Annotated in this window: 11 protein-coding genes and 1 riboswitch; of the genes, 8 read left to right on the top strand and 3 right to left on the bottom strand. The window is 68.2% G+C overall.

Annotated elements, in window-relative coordinates:
* The coding region (locus DEIPH_RS14860) for an ATP-dependent metallopeptidase FtsH/Yme1/Tma family protein (protein ID WP_034359590.1) at positions 1 to 470 on the bottom strand (470 nt) is incomplete at its 3' end.
* A gap of 286 nt (positions 471 to 756) precedes the next feature.
* Here DEIPH_RS14860 and dnaK point away from each other — a divergent pair.
* From dnaK to DEIPH_RS14845, 3 genes are all read left to right on the top strand, one after another.
* Positions 757 to 2,637, top strand: a complete 1,881-nt coding sequence (gene dnaK, locus DEIPH_RS14855; protein WP_034359588.1) for a molecular chaperone DnaK — start codon at positions 757 to 759, stop codon at positions 2,635 to 2,637.
* A 104-nt stretch (positions 2,638 to 2,741) separates the two neighbouring features.
* Positions 2,742 to 3,380 carry a nucleotide exchange factor GrpE gene (locus DEIPH_RS14850; protein WP_034359587.1) on the top strand — a complete coding sequence of 213 codons (639 nt, stop codon included), beginning with the start codon at positions 2,742 to 2,744 and terminating at the stop codon, positions 3,378 to 3,380.
* 74 nt (positions 3,381 to 3,454) lie between these two features.
* Positions 3,455 to 4,381, top strand: coding sequence for a DnaJ C-terminal domain-containing protein (locus DEIPH_RS14845; RefSeq protein ID WP_034359586.1), 927 nt, complete (start codon positions 3,455 to 3,457; stop codon positions 4,379 to 4,381).
* 71 nt (positions 4,382 to 4,452) lie between these two features.
* Here the strand turns inward: DEIPH_RS14845 and DEIPH_RS14840 are convergent, their stop codons facing one another.
* A complete protein-coding gene (locus DEIPH_RS14840) occupies positions 4,453 to 4,872 on the bottom strand; it encodes a CBS domain-containing protein (protein ID WP_034359584.1) in 420 nt (139 codons plus the stop codon).
* Between the two features lie 136 nt (positions 4,873 to 5,008).
* Between DEIPH_RS14840 and DEIPH_RS14835 the strand changes: the two genes are divergently transcribed.
* On the top strand, positions 5,009 to 5,464 hold the full coding sequence (locus DEIPH_RS14835; protein ID WP_152544967.1) for a DinB family protein: 456 nt from the start codon (positions 5,009 to 5,011) through the stop codon (positions 5,462 to 5,464).
* A gap of 246 nt (positions 5,465 to 5,710) precedes the next feature.
* Here the strand turns inward: DEIPH_RS14835 and DEIPH_RS14830 are convergent, their stop codons facing one another.
* The gene (locus tag DEIPH_RS14830) at positions 5,711 to 6,925 is read right to left on the bottom strand and encodes a vWA domain-containing protein (protein ID WP_034359579.1); all 1,215 of its coding nucleotides are present in this window, start codon (positions 6,923 to 6,925) and stop codon (positions 5,711 to 5,713) included.
* Between the two features lie 410 nt (positions 6,926 to 7,335).
* A riboswitch (cyclic di-GMP riboswitch) is annotated at positions 7,336 to 7,419 on the top strand.
* An 81-nt stretch (positions 7,420 to 7,500) separates the two neighbouring features.
* Here DEIPH_RS14830 and DEIPH_RS14825 point away from each other — a divergent pair.
* The 4 genes from DEIPH_RS14825 to DEIPH_RS14810 all read left to right on the top strand — a co-directional run bounded on the left by DEIPH_RS14825 (position 7,501) and on the right by DEIPH_RS14810 (position 16,406).
* A complete protein-coding gene (locus DEIPH_RS14825; protein WP_034359576.1) occupies positions 7,501 to 7,998 on the top strand; it encodes a hypothetical protein in 498 nt (165 codons plus the stop codon).
* 54 nt (positions 7,999 to 8,052) lie between these two features.
* The gene (locus DEIPH_RS14820) at positions 8,053 to 10,332 is read left to right on the top strand and encodes a hypothetical protein (protein WP_034359573.1); all 2,280 of its coding nucleotides are present in this window, start codon (positions 8,053 to 8,055) and stop codon (positions 10,330 to 10,332) included.
* Positions 10,333 to 10,449: 117 nt separating this feature from the next.
* A complete protein-coding gene (locus DEIPH_RS14815; protein WP_051517420.1) occupies positions 10,450 to 13,233 on the top strand; it encodes a DUF11 domain-containing protein in 2,784 nt (927 codons plus the stop codon).
* Positions 13,230 to 16,406: a hypothetical protein gene (locus DEIPH_RS14810; protein ID WP_034359570.1), complete on the top strand. Its 3,177-nt coding sequence runs from the start codon at positions 13,230 to 13,232 to the stop codon at positions 16,404 to 16,406. Before DEIPH_RS14815 ends, DEIPH_RS14810 begins: the two co-directional genes overlap by 4 nt.
* Positions 16,407 to 16,461: the final 55 nt, after the last annotated feature.

Here is a 16,461-nt window from a genome sequence, read left to right as displayed (position 1 = left end):
TGAAACGTCAGCTTCACCTGCCCCTCCGCGATCACCGCCGCCTTCGACTTCCCGAAGTTGCTTGCGGCGTCGGTGCCGCCCGACTGGCGGCTGCGGAACAGCAGCAGCAGCAGGCCGACGATCAGCAGGCCGGTCAGCAGGCCGCTGAACAGGGCCAGGGGATTCAGGCGCGCGGTGGAGGCATACGTGACGCTCACCCCGGCGTTCTGGAGCCGGTCGAGGCTCACGGCCGGGTCGGCGGTCAGGGTGCGGGTCCGGTAGGGTGCCCCGTCTTTCAGCCGGCCCCCCAGGAGCACGGTGTTGTTCTGATATTGCACGTTCGCGCTCTGCACCTGCCCAGCGCGCAGGGCGGCCACGAAGTCCGTCAGCGAAAGCTCGCTCGTGTGCGTGCGGGGGCTGACGGCATTGATCAGCAGCAGCAGGAGAACCACGGCGGCGGCCAGGCCCCATCCCCATGTGGCCCGCTTCATGCGTCTCCACCCCGGTCGCCTGCCCTCAGGACCGTCTCCAGCACCGCAACTGGCGTCATGCCCCAGTGTATGTCCGGCCGGGCGGGAAACTCTGGAACTCCGGTGGCGTTGTGGGCGCGCCGGGCCGTCCCGGGTCCCCTTCCGGCCCGCGCCTTGACCCAATCTTAAACTTGAGCGACATGCACTCAAGTCTATTGACTCCTGGGAACTGTGGGCTTATGCTGTGGTCAGTTTCAGAACTGTTCCCCGTAAGGGCGCAGCATCCCCATCATTCAAGGAGTCAAACATGCCGAAAGCCGTCGGAATCGACCTCGGAACCACCAACAGCGTCATTGCCGTCATGGAAGGCGGACGCCCGGAAGTCATCGTGAACGCCGAGGGTGGGCGCACCACCCCCTCCGTCGTGGCCTACAAGGGCGACGAGCGTCTGGTCGGCCAGATCGCCCGCCGTCAGGCCGCGCTGAACCCCGCCGCGACCCTCTTCGAAGTCAAGCGCTTCATCGGCCGCCGCTGGGACGAGGTCAAGGAAGAAGCCGCGCGCAGCCCCTTCAAGGTCAAGGAAGGCCCCGGCGGCAGCGTGCGCATCGAGGTGAACGGCCAGGACCTCGCGCCCGAGCAGGTCAGCGCCGAGGTGCTGCGCAAGCTGGTGTCCGACGCCAGCGCCAAGCTGGGCCAGAAGATCACCGACGCCGTGATCACCGTGCCCGCCTACTTCGACAACAGCCAGCGCGAGGCCACCCGGCAGGCCGGTGAGATCGCGGGCCTGAACGTGCTGCGCGTGATCAACGAACCCACCGCCGCCGCGCTCGCCTACGGCCTGGAACGCAAGGGCAACGAGACGGTGCTGGTGTTCGACCTGGGCGGCGGCACCTTCGACGTGACCATCCTGGAACTCGGGGACGGCGTGTTCGAGGTCAAGTCCACCGCCGGGGACACCCACCTGGGCGGCGCGGACTTCGACCACCGCATCGTGGACTGGCTGGCCGACGAGTTCAACAAGGAGCATCACTTCGACCTGCGCAAGGACAAGCAGGCCCTCCAGCGCCTGATCGAGGCCGCCGAGAAGGCCAAGATCGACCTGTCCAACGCGTCCGAGACGACCATCAGCCTGCCCTTCATCACCTTCGACCCGGAAACCCGCACGCCGATGCACCTGGAGCGCACCCTGACCCGCGCGAAGTTCGAGGAACTGACCGCCGACCTCCTGAGGCGCGTGCGCAAGCCCGTCGAGCAGGCCCTGGCGGACGCCAAGCTGAGCGCGAGCCAGATCGACGAAGTGATTCTGGTGGGCGGCTCGACCCGCATCCCCGCCGTCAAGCGCATCGTGCAGGACATCACCGGCAAGACGCCCAACGAGTCCGTCAACCCTGATGAGGCCGTGGCGCTCGGGGCCGCCGTGCAGGCCGGGATCATCCAGGGTGACGCCAGCCTCGGGGACATCGTGCTGGTGGACGTGACGCCGCTGACGCTGGGCGTGGAGGTCAAGGGCGGCATGGTCGCGCCGATGATTACCCGCAACACCACCGTGCCCGCCAAGAAGACCGAGATCTACACCACCGCCGAGAACAACCAGCCAGGCGTGGAGATCGTGGTGCTACAGGGTGAGCGCCCGATGGCCGCCGACAACAAGTCCCTGGGCCGCTTCAAGCTCGAAGGCATCCCGCCGATGCCCGCCGGCCGCGCGCAGATCGAGGTCACCTTCGACATCGACGCCAACGGCATCTTGCACGTGACGGCGCGGGAAAAGACCAGCGGCAAGGAATCGAGCATCCGCATCGAGAACACCACCACCCTCGACAAGAGCGACGTGGAGCGCATGGTGCAGGAAGCCGAGCAGAACGCCGAGGCCGACAAGCAGCGCCGCGAGAAGGTCGAGAAGCGCAACAACCTCGACGGCCTGCGCGTCCAGGCCCTGGGCCAGATCGAGGAGAACGCGGGCGCGTCCCAGGAGGCTAAGGACAAGCTCAAGGCCGCCGCCGACCAAGCTGAGGAAGCCGTCCGCAGCGACGACGATGCCAAGATCGCGGACGCCCAGAAGCGGCTGGAGGAAGAACTTCGCAGCTTCATGACCGCCGCGCAGCAGGGCGGCCAGGGCCAGGGCGGACAGCCCCAGGCCCCCAAGCAGGACGACGACGTGATCGACGCGGACTTCAAGCCCGCCGAGTAAGCGCCGACCTGCACACCATCCGGGGAGAGGACGGCCACGCGCCCCCTCTCCCCCTCTCTTCAAGCCCCTATCCTCAACAGATGTTCAGAAGGCGAGGCCACCCCATGACCCAGGACGACCGCAACAAGACGCAGAACGAGCAGGCCCCCCAGGACACCCACAGCGAGAAAAAGACCATCGACGCGGACAGCGCCGACCTCGATATCCATGCTGAAGACGACGCCGATTTCCAGATGCCCGAAGGCTTTCCTGGCATGGACGAGAATATGTTCGGCCAGGTGCAGGAGATGATGGCGCGGCTGGAGCGCGTGGGCGAACTGGAGCAGGAAAACGCCGACCTGAAGGGCAAGCTGGGCCGCCTGGCCTCTGACTTCGAGAGCTACCGCCGCCGCACGCAGGGCGAGGTGGGCGACGCCGAGAGCGTGGGGGTCGCCAAGGCCGCCGAGCAGCTGATGCCGGTGTACGACGACCTCGAACGCGCCGTCACGATGGGCAGCGGCGCCCCCGCCAGTCTGATTCCGGGTGTGCAGGCCGTGCAGGCGACCGTGCTGCGTGTCTTCGGAGGGCTGGGCCTGGAAGCCACCGGCCGGGAAGGCGAACACTTCGACCCCCGCTGGCACGAGGCCATCCAGGTCGTGCCCGGCGATCAGGACGACGTGATCGTGCAGGTCTACCAGCTCGGCTTCCGCATGGGCGACCGCCTGGTGCGGCCCGCGCGCGTGGTGGTGAGCCGCAAGGGATAAGAAGGCGTCAGGGATGAGGCGTCAGGCGTGAACCCGGACGCCTCATCCCTGACACCTGCTCCAAAGGAGCAACCATGGCCTACAAAGATTATTACGACGTACTGGGCGTCACCCGGGGAGCCTCCGACGCCGATATCAAGAGTGCCTACCGCAAGCTTGCCAAGCAGTACCACCCCGACAAGAATCCGGGCGACGAGAAGGCCGCCGACAGGTTCAAGGATATCGGCGAGGCCTACGCGGTGCTGTCCGACCCGGAAAAGCGCCAGCTGTACGACCAGTACGGCCACGCGGGACAGGTGCCGCCCGGCGCGTATCCCGGTGGTGCGGGCGGGGGGTTCCAGAGCGGGGACTTTTCCGGCTTCGATACGGGGCAGTTCAGCGACTTCTTCCAGGGCCTCTTCGGGATGGGCGGGCGGCGCGGCGCGGCCGGTGCGGGCGGCTTTGCCGGGGCACGCGGTGCACAGGTGGACCTCGAAGACCTGCTGTCCGGGATGGGCGGCGCGCAGGGCCGGCGCTTCGTGCAGAACGTGGAGGGCGAGTTGCAGGTGACCTTGCAAGAAGCCTTCGCCGGTTCCGACGAGGTGATCAACGTGGACGGCAAGCGCCTGACCCTGCGCGTCCCCGCCGGCACCCGCGACAGCGCGCGCCTGCGCCTGTCCGGGCAGGGACCGGGCGGCGGCGACGTGCTGCTCACGATCCGCGTGCTGGAAGACGCCCGCTTCGATCTCGACGGCGACGACGTGACGACCACCCTGGACGTGCCCGCGCCCACCGCCGCCCTCGGGGGACAGCTGACCGTGCAGACCCTCGGCGGCAGCGGCCAGCTGAACATCCCGCCCGGCAGCAGCGGGGGCCGCCGCATGCGGCTGCGGGGTCAGGGCTGGCCCAAAAAGGACGGCACGCGCGGCGACCTGTATGTGCGCCTGAACGTGACCCTACCCAAAGACCTCAGTGACGCGGAAAAAGAGCTGTACCGCCAGCTGCGTGACCTGCGGCCGTAGGACTCCAGAACACCACCCACGACAAAGGCCCGCTGGAAGATATCCGGGCGGGCCTTTGTCGTGCGTGTTTCTCAGAGCGTGGTCGGCTGGCTGACGCCCTGAAGCGCCTCCTCATCGGCCCCGCCCACGGTGCGGACTGCCAGGTCACCCAGGCTGACGATACCGACCACCCGGCCCTCCTCGGTCACGGGCAGACGGCGCAACTGGCGGTCCCCCATCGCCTGGGCGGCGTCCTCGATGCTGGTATTCACGTCCACCGTGAAGACGTCCCCGGTGGTGTAGTCGGTGACGGGGGTGCCGAAATCGTGCCCATACGCCACCGCCCGGATCACGATGTCGCGGTCGGTGATCAGCCCCCGCAGCTGCTCGCCTTCCATGACCAGCACCGAGCCGATGTCCTGCTCGCGCATCAGCGTGGCGACTTCCTTGAGGGTGGCCTGCGGGTCCACGGCAAAGATCTCCCGGGTCATGATGTCGTTGAGTGTCGGCATGGCTGCACCGTACCCCGCTCCAGCCTCGGCCTCCGTGGGAACCGGATAAAGGCGAATAAGCAAAGGGAATTCGGCAAGGGGAAAGGGGAGAGGGACCGCCCCTCCGTTCATGGGCCACGGCTCTATGCTGTGGCCCATGAACGCTGTCGCCCGTTATGCGGACGTTTTCCGGATGCACCGCGCCGCGCTGATCGCGTGCTATGAACTGCTGCCCGACGAACAGGGCACCTTTGCCGCCTGGGAAGGCGGGATGAGCTTGATCGGGATCGCGGACCATCTGGCCGGCAGCAGTCAGCGGCTGCTGGGGATGCTCGGCGAAGAGGCCCCGGCCCCCCTTCTGGACGTGAGCGGCAGTGCCGACCTGCCCAGTGCCCGCAGCCGCCTCCAGGAAAGCACCGAGAACGCTCTGCTTGCCCTCCGGGCCTTGAACGAGGAAGACCTGGGCCGCCACGTTCAGGCCTTCGGACGCGAGATGCCCGTCGCCGCCCTCCTCGACTTCCTGATTCAGCACGAGGCCCACCACAAGGGCCAGGTGTGGATGATGGCTCGCATGGTGGGGGTGAAGCCGCCGATGTTTGTGAAGCTGGGGTAGGACGCTGTCAGCTCAGGACTTACGTGATTCAAAAGACGAGGGCGTGTGAGAGGAGAGGACGTTGTTGCTCCTCCCCCTTGCGGAGGAGACTGGGAGGGGGGTAGACGGTAACGCCGTCTCAGCGCCGGAAACGGCACCTCCCCTCTGCGGCCGAGAAGCCCATTTCGCGTAAGTCCTGAGCTTTTGGCCGTCAGCAAAGAGGGAGCTTCCGCATAAGCGTTGGCTCTCTCTGCTGACGGCCGCCCGCTAATTCACCAGCTTCGTCTTGTTCGTCATGAAGTCCATCAGCACGTACTGGCCGATGTTGTAGGGCGTGGTGAAGTAGGCCTTGCCCCTGGTCATCTCGCTGACCCGGCGCACGAAGCCGACGAGTTCGGGGTCGCGGGCCAGCATGAAGGTATTGACCTGAATGCCGGAGCGGCGGCAGTTGGCGACCTCGCGCAGCGTCGCGCCCAGCACGTAGGGGTCCAGACCGTAGGCGTTCTTGTAGATGCGGCCGTCGGGCAGCGTGAGGGCCGAGGGTTTGCCGTCGGTGATCATCACGATCTGCTTCATGTCCTTGTTCTCGCGCTTGAGGAGCTGCTGCGCCAGCCGCAGGCCGCCCGCCGTGTTGGTGTGGTATGGCCCGATCTGCGCCTGCGCGAGCCGGCTGATGGGCACTTCCTCGGCAGAATCGTGAAACAACACGAACTTGACGCTGTCGCCGGGGTACTGGGTGCGGATCAGGTGCGCCAGCGCCAGCGCGACCTGCTTGGCGGGCGTGAACCGGTCCTCGCCGTACAGGATCATCGAGTGCGAGCAGTCGAGCAGCACGACCGTCGCCGCCGAGGAGTTGTACTCCGCCTGCCGGATCACCAGGTCGGATTCCTCCAGCTGGTCGAACCCCTTCCCCATGATGTTGCCGAGGGTAGCGGTGGTGTCGAGGTTCAGCATGTCCCCGAACTCGTAGTTCTTGAGTTCGCCGGTCATCTCGACGCCGCTGGCGTACTCGCGGGTGTCGTGCGCGCCCGCGCTGCTGCGGCCCAGGCCGCCCATCAGGTCACGCAGGCTCTTGTAGCCCAGGAAGTCGATGCTCTTGTCGGTGAGCTGGAACTTGGCCTCGCCGCCCTCGCCCTGGCCGCCCTGCCCCTCTTCCTGATCGTCGAATTCCTTGCGGATGAAGCCGTCCTGCTGGAGCCTGTCCATCAGGCGCTCGATCTGCTGGCCCAGGCGCGTCTCCCGCACGTCGTCAGCCTGCATCGCCTCGGCCAGCAGGTCCTCGGGGATCATGCCCCGGTCGGCGAGGGCTTCCAGAATTGCGTCGAACAGGTCGTCCATGCTGGGGCGCGCGTTCGGGTCGGGGTCGTAGGGATCGTTCATGCCCTGCCCCAGCAAGGCTTCCTGAATCATCTGCATCAGCTCGCCCGAATCGAGCTGGTCGAGTTCGCCCTCGAACTTGCTGTACCGCGTGACGCGCGCCATAAAGGACCTCCGTGCGGTCAGCATGGCGCGGATCAGGGTGCGGGTTTGTGACCTACCAACGGCTCCAGCCCTGGGCCGCTCAGGGAAGAGAAGGCAGCGGTTCGGCCCAGTTCCTTTTCTCATTCCCACGGCCCGTTTTCACAGCCCTCCGACGTTGCTGCGGCTGGTGCCTGGTTGGCCCCAGCTCCTTTCGGCCAGACCGGCTCCGCCTCTGGGCGGTACTCCGGCGCTTCCTGGCCTGAAAGCACCCGGCAGGTGAGGGTGCCGCGGCTGCTGTTGCTGGCTGCTTCGGTCCGACCCTCGGCTCGGCTTCCGCCTCCTGCCGAGGCCGCCCGCCGTGTTTGCTGAGGACTTCATGAGCCAGTCTGAGAAGACTGTAAGACTTCCGTTATGTTTCCCTTATTACTTTGCGGCTGTTCCGGGGTGATGAAGCGTGCGGCTTACTCGGGCACCTGCCGCCCGTGGAGCCAGTGGTGCGACCGACGAAACCGTGAACCCGTCAGGGGAGCATGTTCGTCGGTCGCCTTTCGTTTGCCACCCCGTGTAAAAGTCCTGCCCTCCCTGAAGGAGCTGCCATGAAGCCCCCGACATCCCTCCTGCTGCTTGTCCTGCCCGGCATGGGCCTTGCACAGGGTGCGCCGCCGCTGATGGTCAGCCTAACCCAGGCTGTGGTGCGGACCGTCACCGAAAACGGCAAGGTCACCGAACAGCGGTTGCCCCTGCCTGGGAGCGTGCGCCCCGGCGACGTTCTGGTCCAGGCCGTGACCGCTCGCAACACGTCAGGTCACGCTCTGGTGAACGTCGCCTTGAAGCTGCCTGTCCCTGCCAGCACCGTCTACCTCGCCCCCGACGGCGCCCTGCCCCAGGGTGTGCGGCCCGAGTACTCCATCGACGGCGGCAAGACCTTCGCGCCCGCCCCCCTCAAAAGGACCGTCACGGTCACCGAGAACGGCAGGAGCGTGACCCGTGAGGTCGAGGTCAGGCCGAACGAGTACCAGGCTGTCCGCTGGACCATCGCCACGCTGCCCGCCGGGGCCGAGCAGAAACTCGGCTTCCGCGTTCAGGTCAGGTAGTCCCCCACGCCGCCCAGGGCACCCCGAGGCCCGAAGCAAACCGAAGGAGCATGCATGAAAGTAAGCAGCAGGATTCTGGGCCTGATGGCCGCGCTGGCCGCCGGAACGGCTCTGGCAGGACCACCATCCGTAACCGTTGACCCCAACAAGGGCACCAACGCGGACACCGTCATCAGCAACCAGGCCATCGCCACCTACGAGGACCCCACGGGGACGCCCGGCAACACCAGCGGCAGCGTGACTTCCAACATTGTCACCACGACGGTGCAGGCCAAGGCCGCCTTCAACCTCACCTACACCACGGGCGGCGACAGCGCGACCACCAGCACGCTGGCCGGTGCCCCGGCGGCGTACCAGAAGGAAGTGGTGGCCGGTCAGGTCGCGTCCTTCGAGTATGTGGCAGTCAACAACGGCAACAGCACCCAGACCATCACGCTGGGCAGTCAGCAAACGGGCGGCATCGGCACCATCAAGTTCTACAGCAGCGCCCCGGTTGACCCCAACAACGACGGCAAGATCACCGGAGCCGAACTGAGCGACCCCCTGAACATCGCCAAGGAGATTGCCAACAACACCCTGACGGTCAAACCCCAGGGGGACGATCCCTTGACCGACAAAGTTGTGGAGACCAACACGGGCCTCCAGAACTTCTTCATGGTCTACGTGGTTCCAGATGTGGCGCCCGGGACCAAGGTTGGCGCCACGCCCGTCGGTACCGGCCAGGTGTTCGACGCGGTCAGCAAGACCAACCCCAACCAGACGGAAACGGCCAGCAGTCTGTATCTCCAGTACAACCAGGTCACGGTCTACAGCCCGACGGTCGACACGGCGCCGCCCAAAGTCACGCCACCGACCACACCGCCCACCACGCCGCCCGGCGTGACCGTGACCCCTGGGACCACGCCCGTCTACACCGACCCGAACAATCCCAACACGCCGATCCTGCCCGATGTCGCCGGGGACGTGCAGAAGGCCTACCCCAGGTCGGACAGCGAAACTGTGGCGGCCGACAGTGTGACGTTCAACAACGTCGTCACGTCCTCGCCCACCTCGCCTGCCGACACGGTGCTGCTGTTCCCCACCGACAGCTCGGGGAACCCCATCGGCACCAACAATGGGGACGGCACGTTCACGCTCCCCGGTGACGTCAAGGTCAGCTTCGGCGGCACCGGCGTCACGCTGGTCACTGGCCCAGACGGCAACAAGTACCCCTCGGTCACGCTGCCCGCAGGCACCACGGGCACCACACCCAGCGCCAGCTACACCGTCACCGTCACCTACCCCGACCCCGACACGATCAACCCCGTGCCCGTCACCGTGCTGATCGGCGCGGACTCCAGCAACGACGCGGGCATCACGGCCAACGGCACCACCACGGACACCATCTACCCCGCCGCCATGAAGTTCGGTGATGCGGACAGCGTGGACGGCAGCGTCGCCGCTCCCGGCACGGTGGGCGACACGCCGACCAAGTCCGCCAACCCGTCGGCCACCGTGACCTTCCCGATGGACATCGTGAACCCCGGCGAGTACGCCGACACGTACACCCTCGAAGGGTACGTGGTCGTGAAGAAGTACGACGGGACGTATGAGGTCGTGTCCGTGGTGTACTCGGGCAGCGGCATCACGGCAGGCACACCCGTCAGCCGCACCGTCCCGCTCCCGGGCGGCGGCACCACGACCGTCTCCGTGACGCCTTACACCACCTCGTCGGTGTCCGCCAACGGTGAACTGAAAGACATCCAGGCCAGCGTGACCCTGCCCGCCGGGGCACAGGCCGGACAGACGCTGACCGTGCAGCAGACGGCGAAGGCCAACTACAGCACCATCACACTGACGGACACCAACGACAAGATCACCGTCGGCGCGGTGGGCAGCCTGACTGTCAACAAGTACCAGGGCGTCAACGCCAACGCCACCACGGACGCTGCGGGGCAGGCCGCCAAAAATGTTTTCCCCGGCGACACCCTCAAGTACGCCGTTCTCGCCAAGAACAGCTACAACACCGACGTCAAGCAGTTCATCCTGAAGGACCCCAACAGCGCCGCCACCAGCCCCTTCAGCTACGCGAAGGCGGACACCGTCACGGCCAGCGTGAGCCTGACCTACGACACCGGCGCGGCCCCCACAACCGCTGCCAACCTGTTCTACAAGCTGAACGGGGGCGCCTGGACGGCGGTGGGCACCGGCGGCGCCATCACCATCCCGGCGGGCACCACGGTCACCAGCATCGAGGTCACCAGCCTGTACGGCTCGGGCACGCCCACCGACACGACGGGCGTCCTGCCTGCCAAGGCTACCCTTCGCCTGGACATCAGCCTGACCGTCAAGTAGCCCTTCCCAGGTGCGCCCCGCCTTTCCTGGCCGGGGTGCACCGGGATCAATACCAGACTTCTTTTTGCACCGCCGCCCATTTGAGGGCACCGCCTCTTCAAGCCAAGGAGCACCTTCTTGAACCGCCCCCCCCGCCTGTTTCCCTCCCTGCTGCTGCTGTCCGGCCTGCTGGCCCTGTCCGGTCCAGCGACCGCTGCTCCGACCTCCAGTGCCCCAACCCCCGCCGGAACCGAGATCACCAACCAGGCCGCCGCGACCTTCGTCCCGCCCACGCCAGATGAGCCGTCGACGGTCGTGTCCAATGTGATCCGCACCGTTGTGCAGGCGGTCTGCGCCGTCAGCGTGTCGCCCAACGGCACGGTTCGCGCCCCCGGCCAGAGTGCCGACCTGTTGCCCGGCGACGGAACGGTCTTCCGCTACACGGTCGTGAACGCCGGCAACGACACCTTCACGGTGCCTCTGACGGCGCAGACGGTAGCCGGAAGTGCGTTCAGCCCCGGCCTGCATGTCGTCCTCGACAGCAACGGCAACGGGACGCCCGAGGCGGGCGAGCCGACCGTTCAGAGCGTGAAGTTGCCCGCCGGAGGCCGCGCGGATCTGCTGCTGGTGGCCCAGACGGGCAGCGGCGTGCAGGGGGACGCGTTCGTGAATCTGGTGGCGGGGTGCGCGGGCGGCGAGCAGGACGCGGACAACGTCAGCCGCGTGCATGTCGGGGCGCCGCCCGCCTTGCAGGTCGGCAAGACCTTCAGCCCGGTGCTGGTGCGTCCCGGCGACGAGACGAACGTGACGGTCACCGCCCGCAATACCGGGGGCGGGGCCAGCCGTGAGGCGGTCCTGACCGACCCCCTGGCCGAACAGGCCGCGCAGGGGCTGGTCTACGTGCCGGGCAGCGCCAGGGCCAGCCGCGGTGTCCTGGAGTACACCGCCGACGGCGTGACGTGGGGAACGGCGCAGCCGGCCCAGGTGCGCGGTGTGCGTGTGCGGGTGGAGAGCCTCGCGCCGGGGGAGGCGGTCACCCTGACCTTCCGCATGCAGGCCACCGAGCAGGCCGAGAACCGCACGATTCTCAATGTGGCGACGGCCCGCACGGACCGTTGGCAGGCCGAGGGCCGCGCCAGCGCGGACGTGCGTTATCAGCCCGGCGTCGCCCTGGGACCGGACGGCAATCCCGAGGCAGCCGAGAACACGCCCGCCGACCTCCAGACCCGGCCCTTCGCGGTGGTCGGGCAGCCCGTGTGCTTTGACCACACGCTGAAAAACACCGGGGACGTGCGCGATACCTTCACGCTCAGCGTGACCTACCCGCAGGGGGCCGGGCAGGCCAGCTTCTTTGGTGCGGACGGCCAGCCGCTGACGCAGCCTGTCGCGCTGGCCCCCGGCGGCATGACGCAGGTGCGCGTGTGCCACAGCGCTGCGCAGCCCGGAGCGCTGGAAGCCCTGATCACCGCGGCGGGCACGCGCCAGACCAGCAACACCACCCGCGATCAGGTGCAGGGTGTGGAAGCGGGCCTGCCCGAACTCCTCAAGACCGTTTCGCCTGAGCCGACGCGGCCCGTCGCGCAGGGAGAGACCCTCACCTATACCCTGAAGGTCCGCAACCCGTACAGCCGCCCGCTGACCGGCGTGACCGTCCAGGACCCGCTGCCCGCGCACGTGGACTTCGTGACGGCCTCCGGCGGCGGCATTGCGGGCGGCCAGAGCGGCGCTCAGGTCGTCACCTGGACGCTGGAGGCCCTCGCGCCCGGCGAGACCCGCACCTTCACGGTGACGGCAAAGGTCAGTGAGCGCGCCGTCGATGGGGAGAGCCTGAAGAACACCTTCAACCTGATCTCCACCGAACTGCCCACGCCCCTGCCCAGCAACGAGGTGGGCAGCCCCGTCTGGAGCGCGGCGCTCCAGGTCGGCAAGCAGGTCGACAGCGCGCAGGCCGCGCCCGGTGACCGCCTCACGTACACCCTCCAGATCCGGAATCTCTCGGCCACGACCGCCATCGAGAACGCGGTGGTCACCGACACGCCCGCCCGGGGCCTGAGCTACCTGCCCGGCACCAGCACCCTGGCCGGACAGCCGCTGGCCGACCCGGTGATCGTGAATGGCGTCCTGCGCTGGAACGTCGGGACCCTCCCGGCGGGCGTGGCCACCGAGGTGAAGTACCAGACCCGCGTGACGGCGGAAGCGGCGGGGGACCTGACCAACCGTGTGGAAGTCACGGGCGACGGGGTGGGCGGAAATGTGCGCGCCATTGCCAGCAACGTGGCGACCGCCGTCACCCGCCTGAACCTGCTGGGCTTCGCGCCGCTGGGCGACCTCCTGGGCACGGTCTTCGTGGACCGCAACCGCAACGGCCTGTTCGACGCGGGTGACACGCCCGTCGAGCGCGCCCGCATCCTGCTGGCCGGGGGCCGGCAGGCCCTGACGGACGCCTCGGGCCGCTACCACTTCCCGAACGTGCCCTTCGGTCCACAGGCGCTGCGCCTCGACCCCAACACCACGCCTTATGTGCCCCTGAGCGTCCCGCAGGACGGCGGGCTGAGCGGCACCCGCACCGTGCAGGTGCGTGGCCTGACCGGCGTGGACTTCCCGCTTGCGCCGGTCGGCGGTGACATCGCCGTCACCCGGCGCACCACGCTGAGCGCCGGTCCCCTGCGGGTCGAGAAGACCGTGCAGTTCACGCCCCAGGGCTATCTGGTGACGCTGCGCCTGAACACCTCCGCCGTCCTGCCGGGCTTCGAGCTGCAAGATCCACTGCCGCCGGGCGCGTCGCTGAAAGAAGGCCGCAATACCTTCTCGGGTCTTCTGAATGCCGGTGAGACCACCCTGACCTACCGCTTCGAGTTTACCGGCGGGCCGGAAGCCGCCGTGACCGACCCCACCGTCCTCTGGAGGGACGCAAGACCGTGAACTGCCGACTGAAACGCACTTTCACTGCGCTGAGCGCCCTGCTGCTGATCGGCGCGGCGCACGCGCAGGACAGCGGAATGCCTCCCCTGCCGGCCAGCGCCGCCGTGAGCGTGCAGCGGACCAGCACCGTCACCCTGCCTTTCGACGCGCCCGCCCACGCCCGCGAGCTGGTGATCGCCCACACCCTCCCCGCCGGAGCGGCGTACCTGCCCGGCAGTTCCCGGCTGGACGGACAGCCCACGGCGGACCCCCGGCGGGGTCCCAGCGGCACCCTGTACTGGGTCATTCCCGCCCAGACGCGTGGCGTCCTGACCTACGATCTCACACACACGGCGGCCCTGAGCACCCTGCCGCCTCCCTCCCTCCTCGCCCGACTGGCCGGAGAACGCAGGGAACTGCTGGCGGGCCGCCTCGACGACGCGGACCTGAAGGCCGCTGCCCCGCTGACCGCCGCCGGGGAAGCGGGTGAGCCGACCGAGAACCCCGGCGCGATCAAGTGGCCGCTGGCCGGCAGCGTGATCCGCGTCCGCGACCGCATCAACGTGGTGGTCGAACTGCCGCAGGGCGAGCGCCCGCCGCTGCGGGTCAACGGCGCGCCCGTCGGCGAGGACCGGCTGGGGACCGAGGTGCAGGACGGCGGGCGCGGTGTGCAGCGCCTCACCTTCGTCGGCGTGCCGCTGCGGCCCGGCCCGAACACCCTCCAGTTGGGCACGGAGGAGGTGCAGGTGGTCCTGGCGGGGGCCACCGCCCGCGTGGAGGTCACGCCCGAGCACCTGACCGCCGACGGCAGCACGCCCCTGCGCCTGCGCGTGCGGACGCTCGACGCTTACGGCACGCCCACCAGCCAGTCTGCCCTGACCGTCCGCACGAACCTCGAACCCCGCACGCCCGACGCGAACCCCGGGGAGGCCGGGTATCAGCTGCGCCTCACGGACGGGGAGGGCGTGCTGGAACTCCAGCCGCAGACCGCCCCCACCAGCCTGAAGGTGGACGTGCTGCTGGGCCAGCAGGTCCTCAGCTCCCGCTACGAGGTCAGGCCGGACCGTTCCCGCGTCGGCGTGGGCCTGATCAGCGCCACCCTTGGTCTGGACGGACACCTGGGTTCGCAGGACCTGACCTGGCAGGCCCGCGCCTCCCTGGAAACGCCCCTGGGAGCGGGCAAGCTGTACGTGGCCGCCGATAAGGACGGCCTGCCGGGAACCGACAACCCGAACCTCCGCTCCCCCGTGTACGGTGACGCGGGCACCACCGAAACGCCCCTCCAGGGCCTGGACCCGGTCGCCGCCGTGTACGACCACCCCGGCTTCCGCGCCGCGTACCGCCGCACCGCGCTGCCCCTCGACGTGCTGCCCGTCGGTGAGCAACTGACCGCCCTGACCGTGGTGACCAAGAGCAATCCCGCCCTCTCCGCCTTTGTGGCGGGCGTGCCCGGTGACCGCGTCTCGGAAACCCCCATCCTGCCTGACGGCACCCGCCTCCTGCGCCTCCCCGACCGCGACATCGCGGACAGCAGTGAAACGCTGGAGGTCGTGACTCTGGAACCCGGCGACGGGAAGGAACTGGGCCGCACCACCCTGCGGCGGAACGTGGACTACACCGTGGATTACCCCACCGGCATCGTGACCCTCACCCGGCCGCTGGACCGGGTGGACGCGAATCTGAACGACGTGCGTGTCCTGGCCAGCTACCGCCTGAACGGGCCGGTGGCCGGGCGGCAGCTCGCCTACGGCGTGCAGGTGCGGCAGGACGGCCAGAATTACAGCGTGGGTGCGGCCGCCGTGAAGCTCGACAACCGGGTGACGTTCGGCGTGCGTGGCACTTTTGACAACGGCACCACCCGCGCCGACACCCGCCTGGCGTACTCCGGCGGCGTGCAGGCCAGCGCAGACCTCGCGGCCCGCCTGGGTGACGGTGGCGCCGCCTTCAAGGTCCGCTATCAGGACGCCGGATATGCGGGCCTCGCGCCCTTCGGCGTGGGGCTGAACATCAGCGGGAATTACACCGTGCGCCTGGGGGACCGCCTCGGGGCCGCGCTGGACGGCGAGTACCACGACACGCCCACCACACAGGGCGGCAGCGTCACCGCGCGCGCCGAGTACCGCCTCGACCCCTTCAGTGTCGGTGGGGGCCTCAAGTACGCCTTTGGCGATACGAGCGGCCTGGGTGCCGTCGCCAGCGTGGGCTACCACCGCGCACCCCTCGACCTCGATGTGATTCACACGCAGCCCCTGACCGGGAACCTGGACACGACCACCGCCATCGCCGCCCGCTACCGCCTGACCGATCAGGTGACCCTCGGCTTCAAGGACGACATTACCTGGGGCAAAAGTCAGGTGGCCGCCCTCACCCTCGACACCACGCTGGGACACACCAACTACGCCATCGGGTACGAACTGCCCACCGCCAGCGGCGAGGGCAACCGCGCCCGCTTCGGGGTCTCCACCACCCTGCCGCTGAATGACCGCCTCACCGTCGGCCTGAGGGGCAGTGCCCTCTATGACGTGGACAGCGGCCAGACGGAACTGACCGGCAGCACCGACCTGAACTACAGGGCGGATACCTACAGCGCGGCCACCGGGATCGACCTCACCTATCAGGATGGTCAGGTCGGCACGGTTCTGCGCGGCGGCATCACCGGCAGCCTCACGCCGCAGCTCACCCTCACCGCCGACGGCCTGGCCGAGTTCGGCCGGGGGAAGAACGGGCAGCGCCTCGCCTTTGGGTACGCCTACCGCAACCGCGCCCTGAACAGCCTGGGCTACCTCCGCCTCGTGCAGGGCACCCTGGCCGGCGGCAAACCCGAACTCAGCAGCGGCCTGAGCGCCGAGTACCGCCAGCCGGGCTGGGCCATACGCGCCGGAGCCGATACGCGCACCCTGCTGAATGACCCCGGCAGTTTCACGGCGCAGGCGTCCCTGGGCGGCACCGCTTACCTGTCGGACCGCTTCGGCGTCGGCGCGTGGGGCCGCGTCCTGACCCAGCCCTCGACGGGCACCACCCAGCTCGGCTACGGCGTGGAAGGCAGCGTCCTGGCCCTGCCCGGCACCTGGCTGACCGCCGGGTACAACTTCAAGGGCTTCGAGGGGCTGCCGAGCGCGGGGATGTACACCAGGCAGGGAGCGTACGTGCGGCTGGATTTGACGTTGGATGAAACGCTGGGGGGGACGAAGTGAGATGGAACCCATCCATTTTCCTTCCAGACAAGGGACGAAGAATGAGGTTGATACC

The organism is Deinococcus phoenicis (genome assembly GCF_000599865.1).
GTDB classification, from domain to species: domain Bacteria; phylum Deinococcota; class Deinococci; order Deinococcales; family Deinococcaceae; genus Deinococcus; species Deinococcus phoenicis.
Note: the sequence above shows the minus strand (reverse complement) of the source record. Positions and strands in the feature narration are given on the sequence as shown.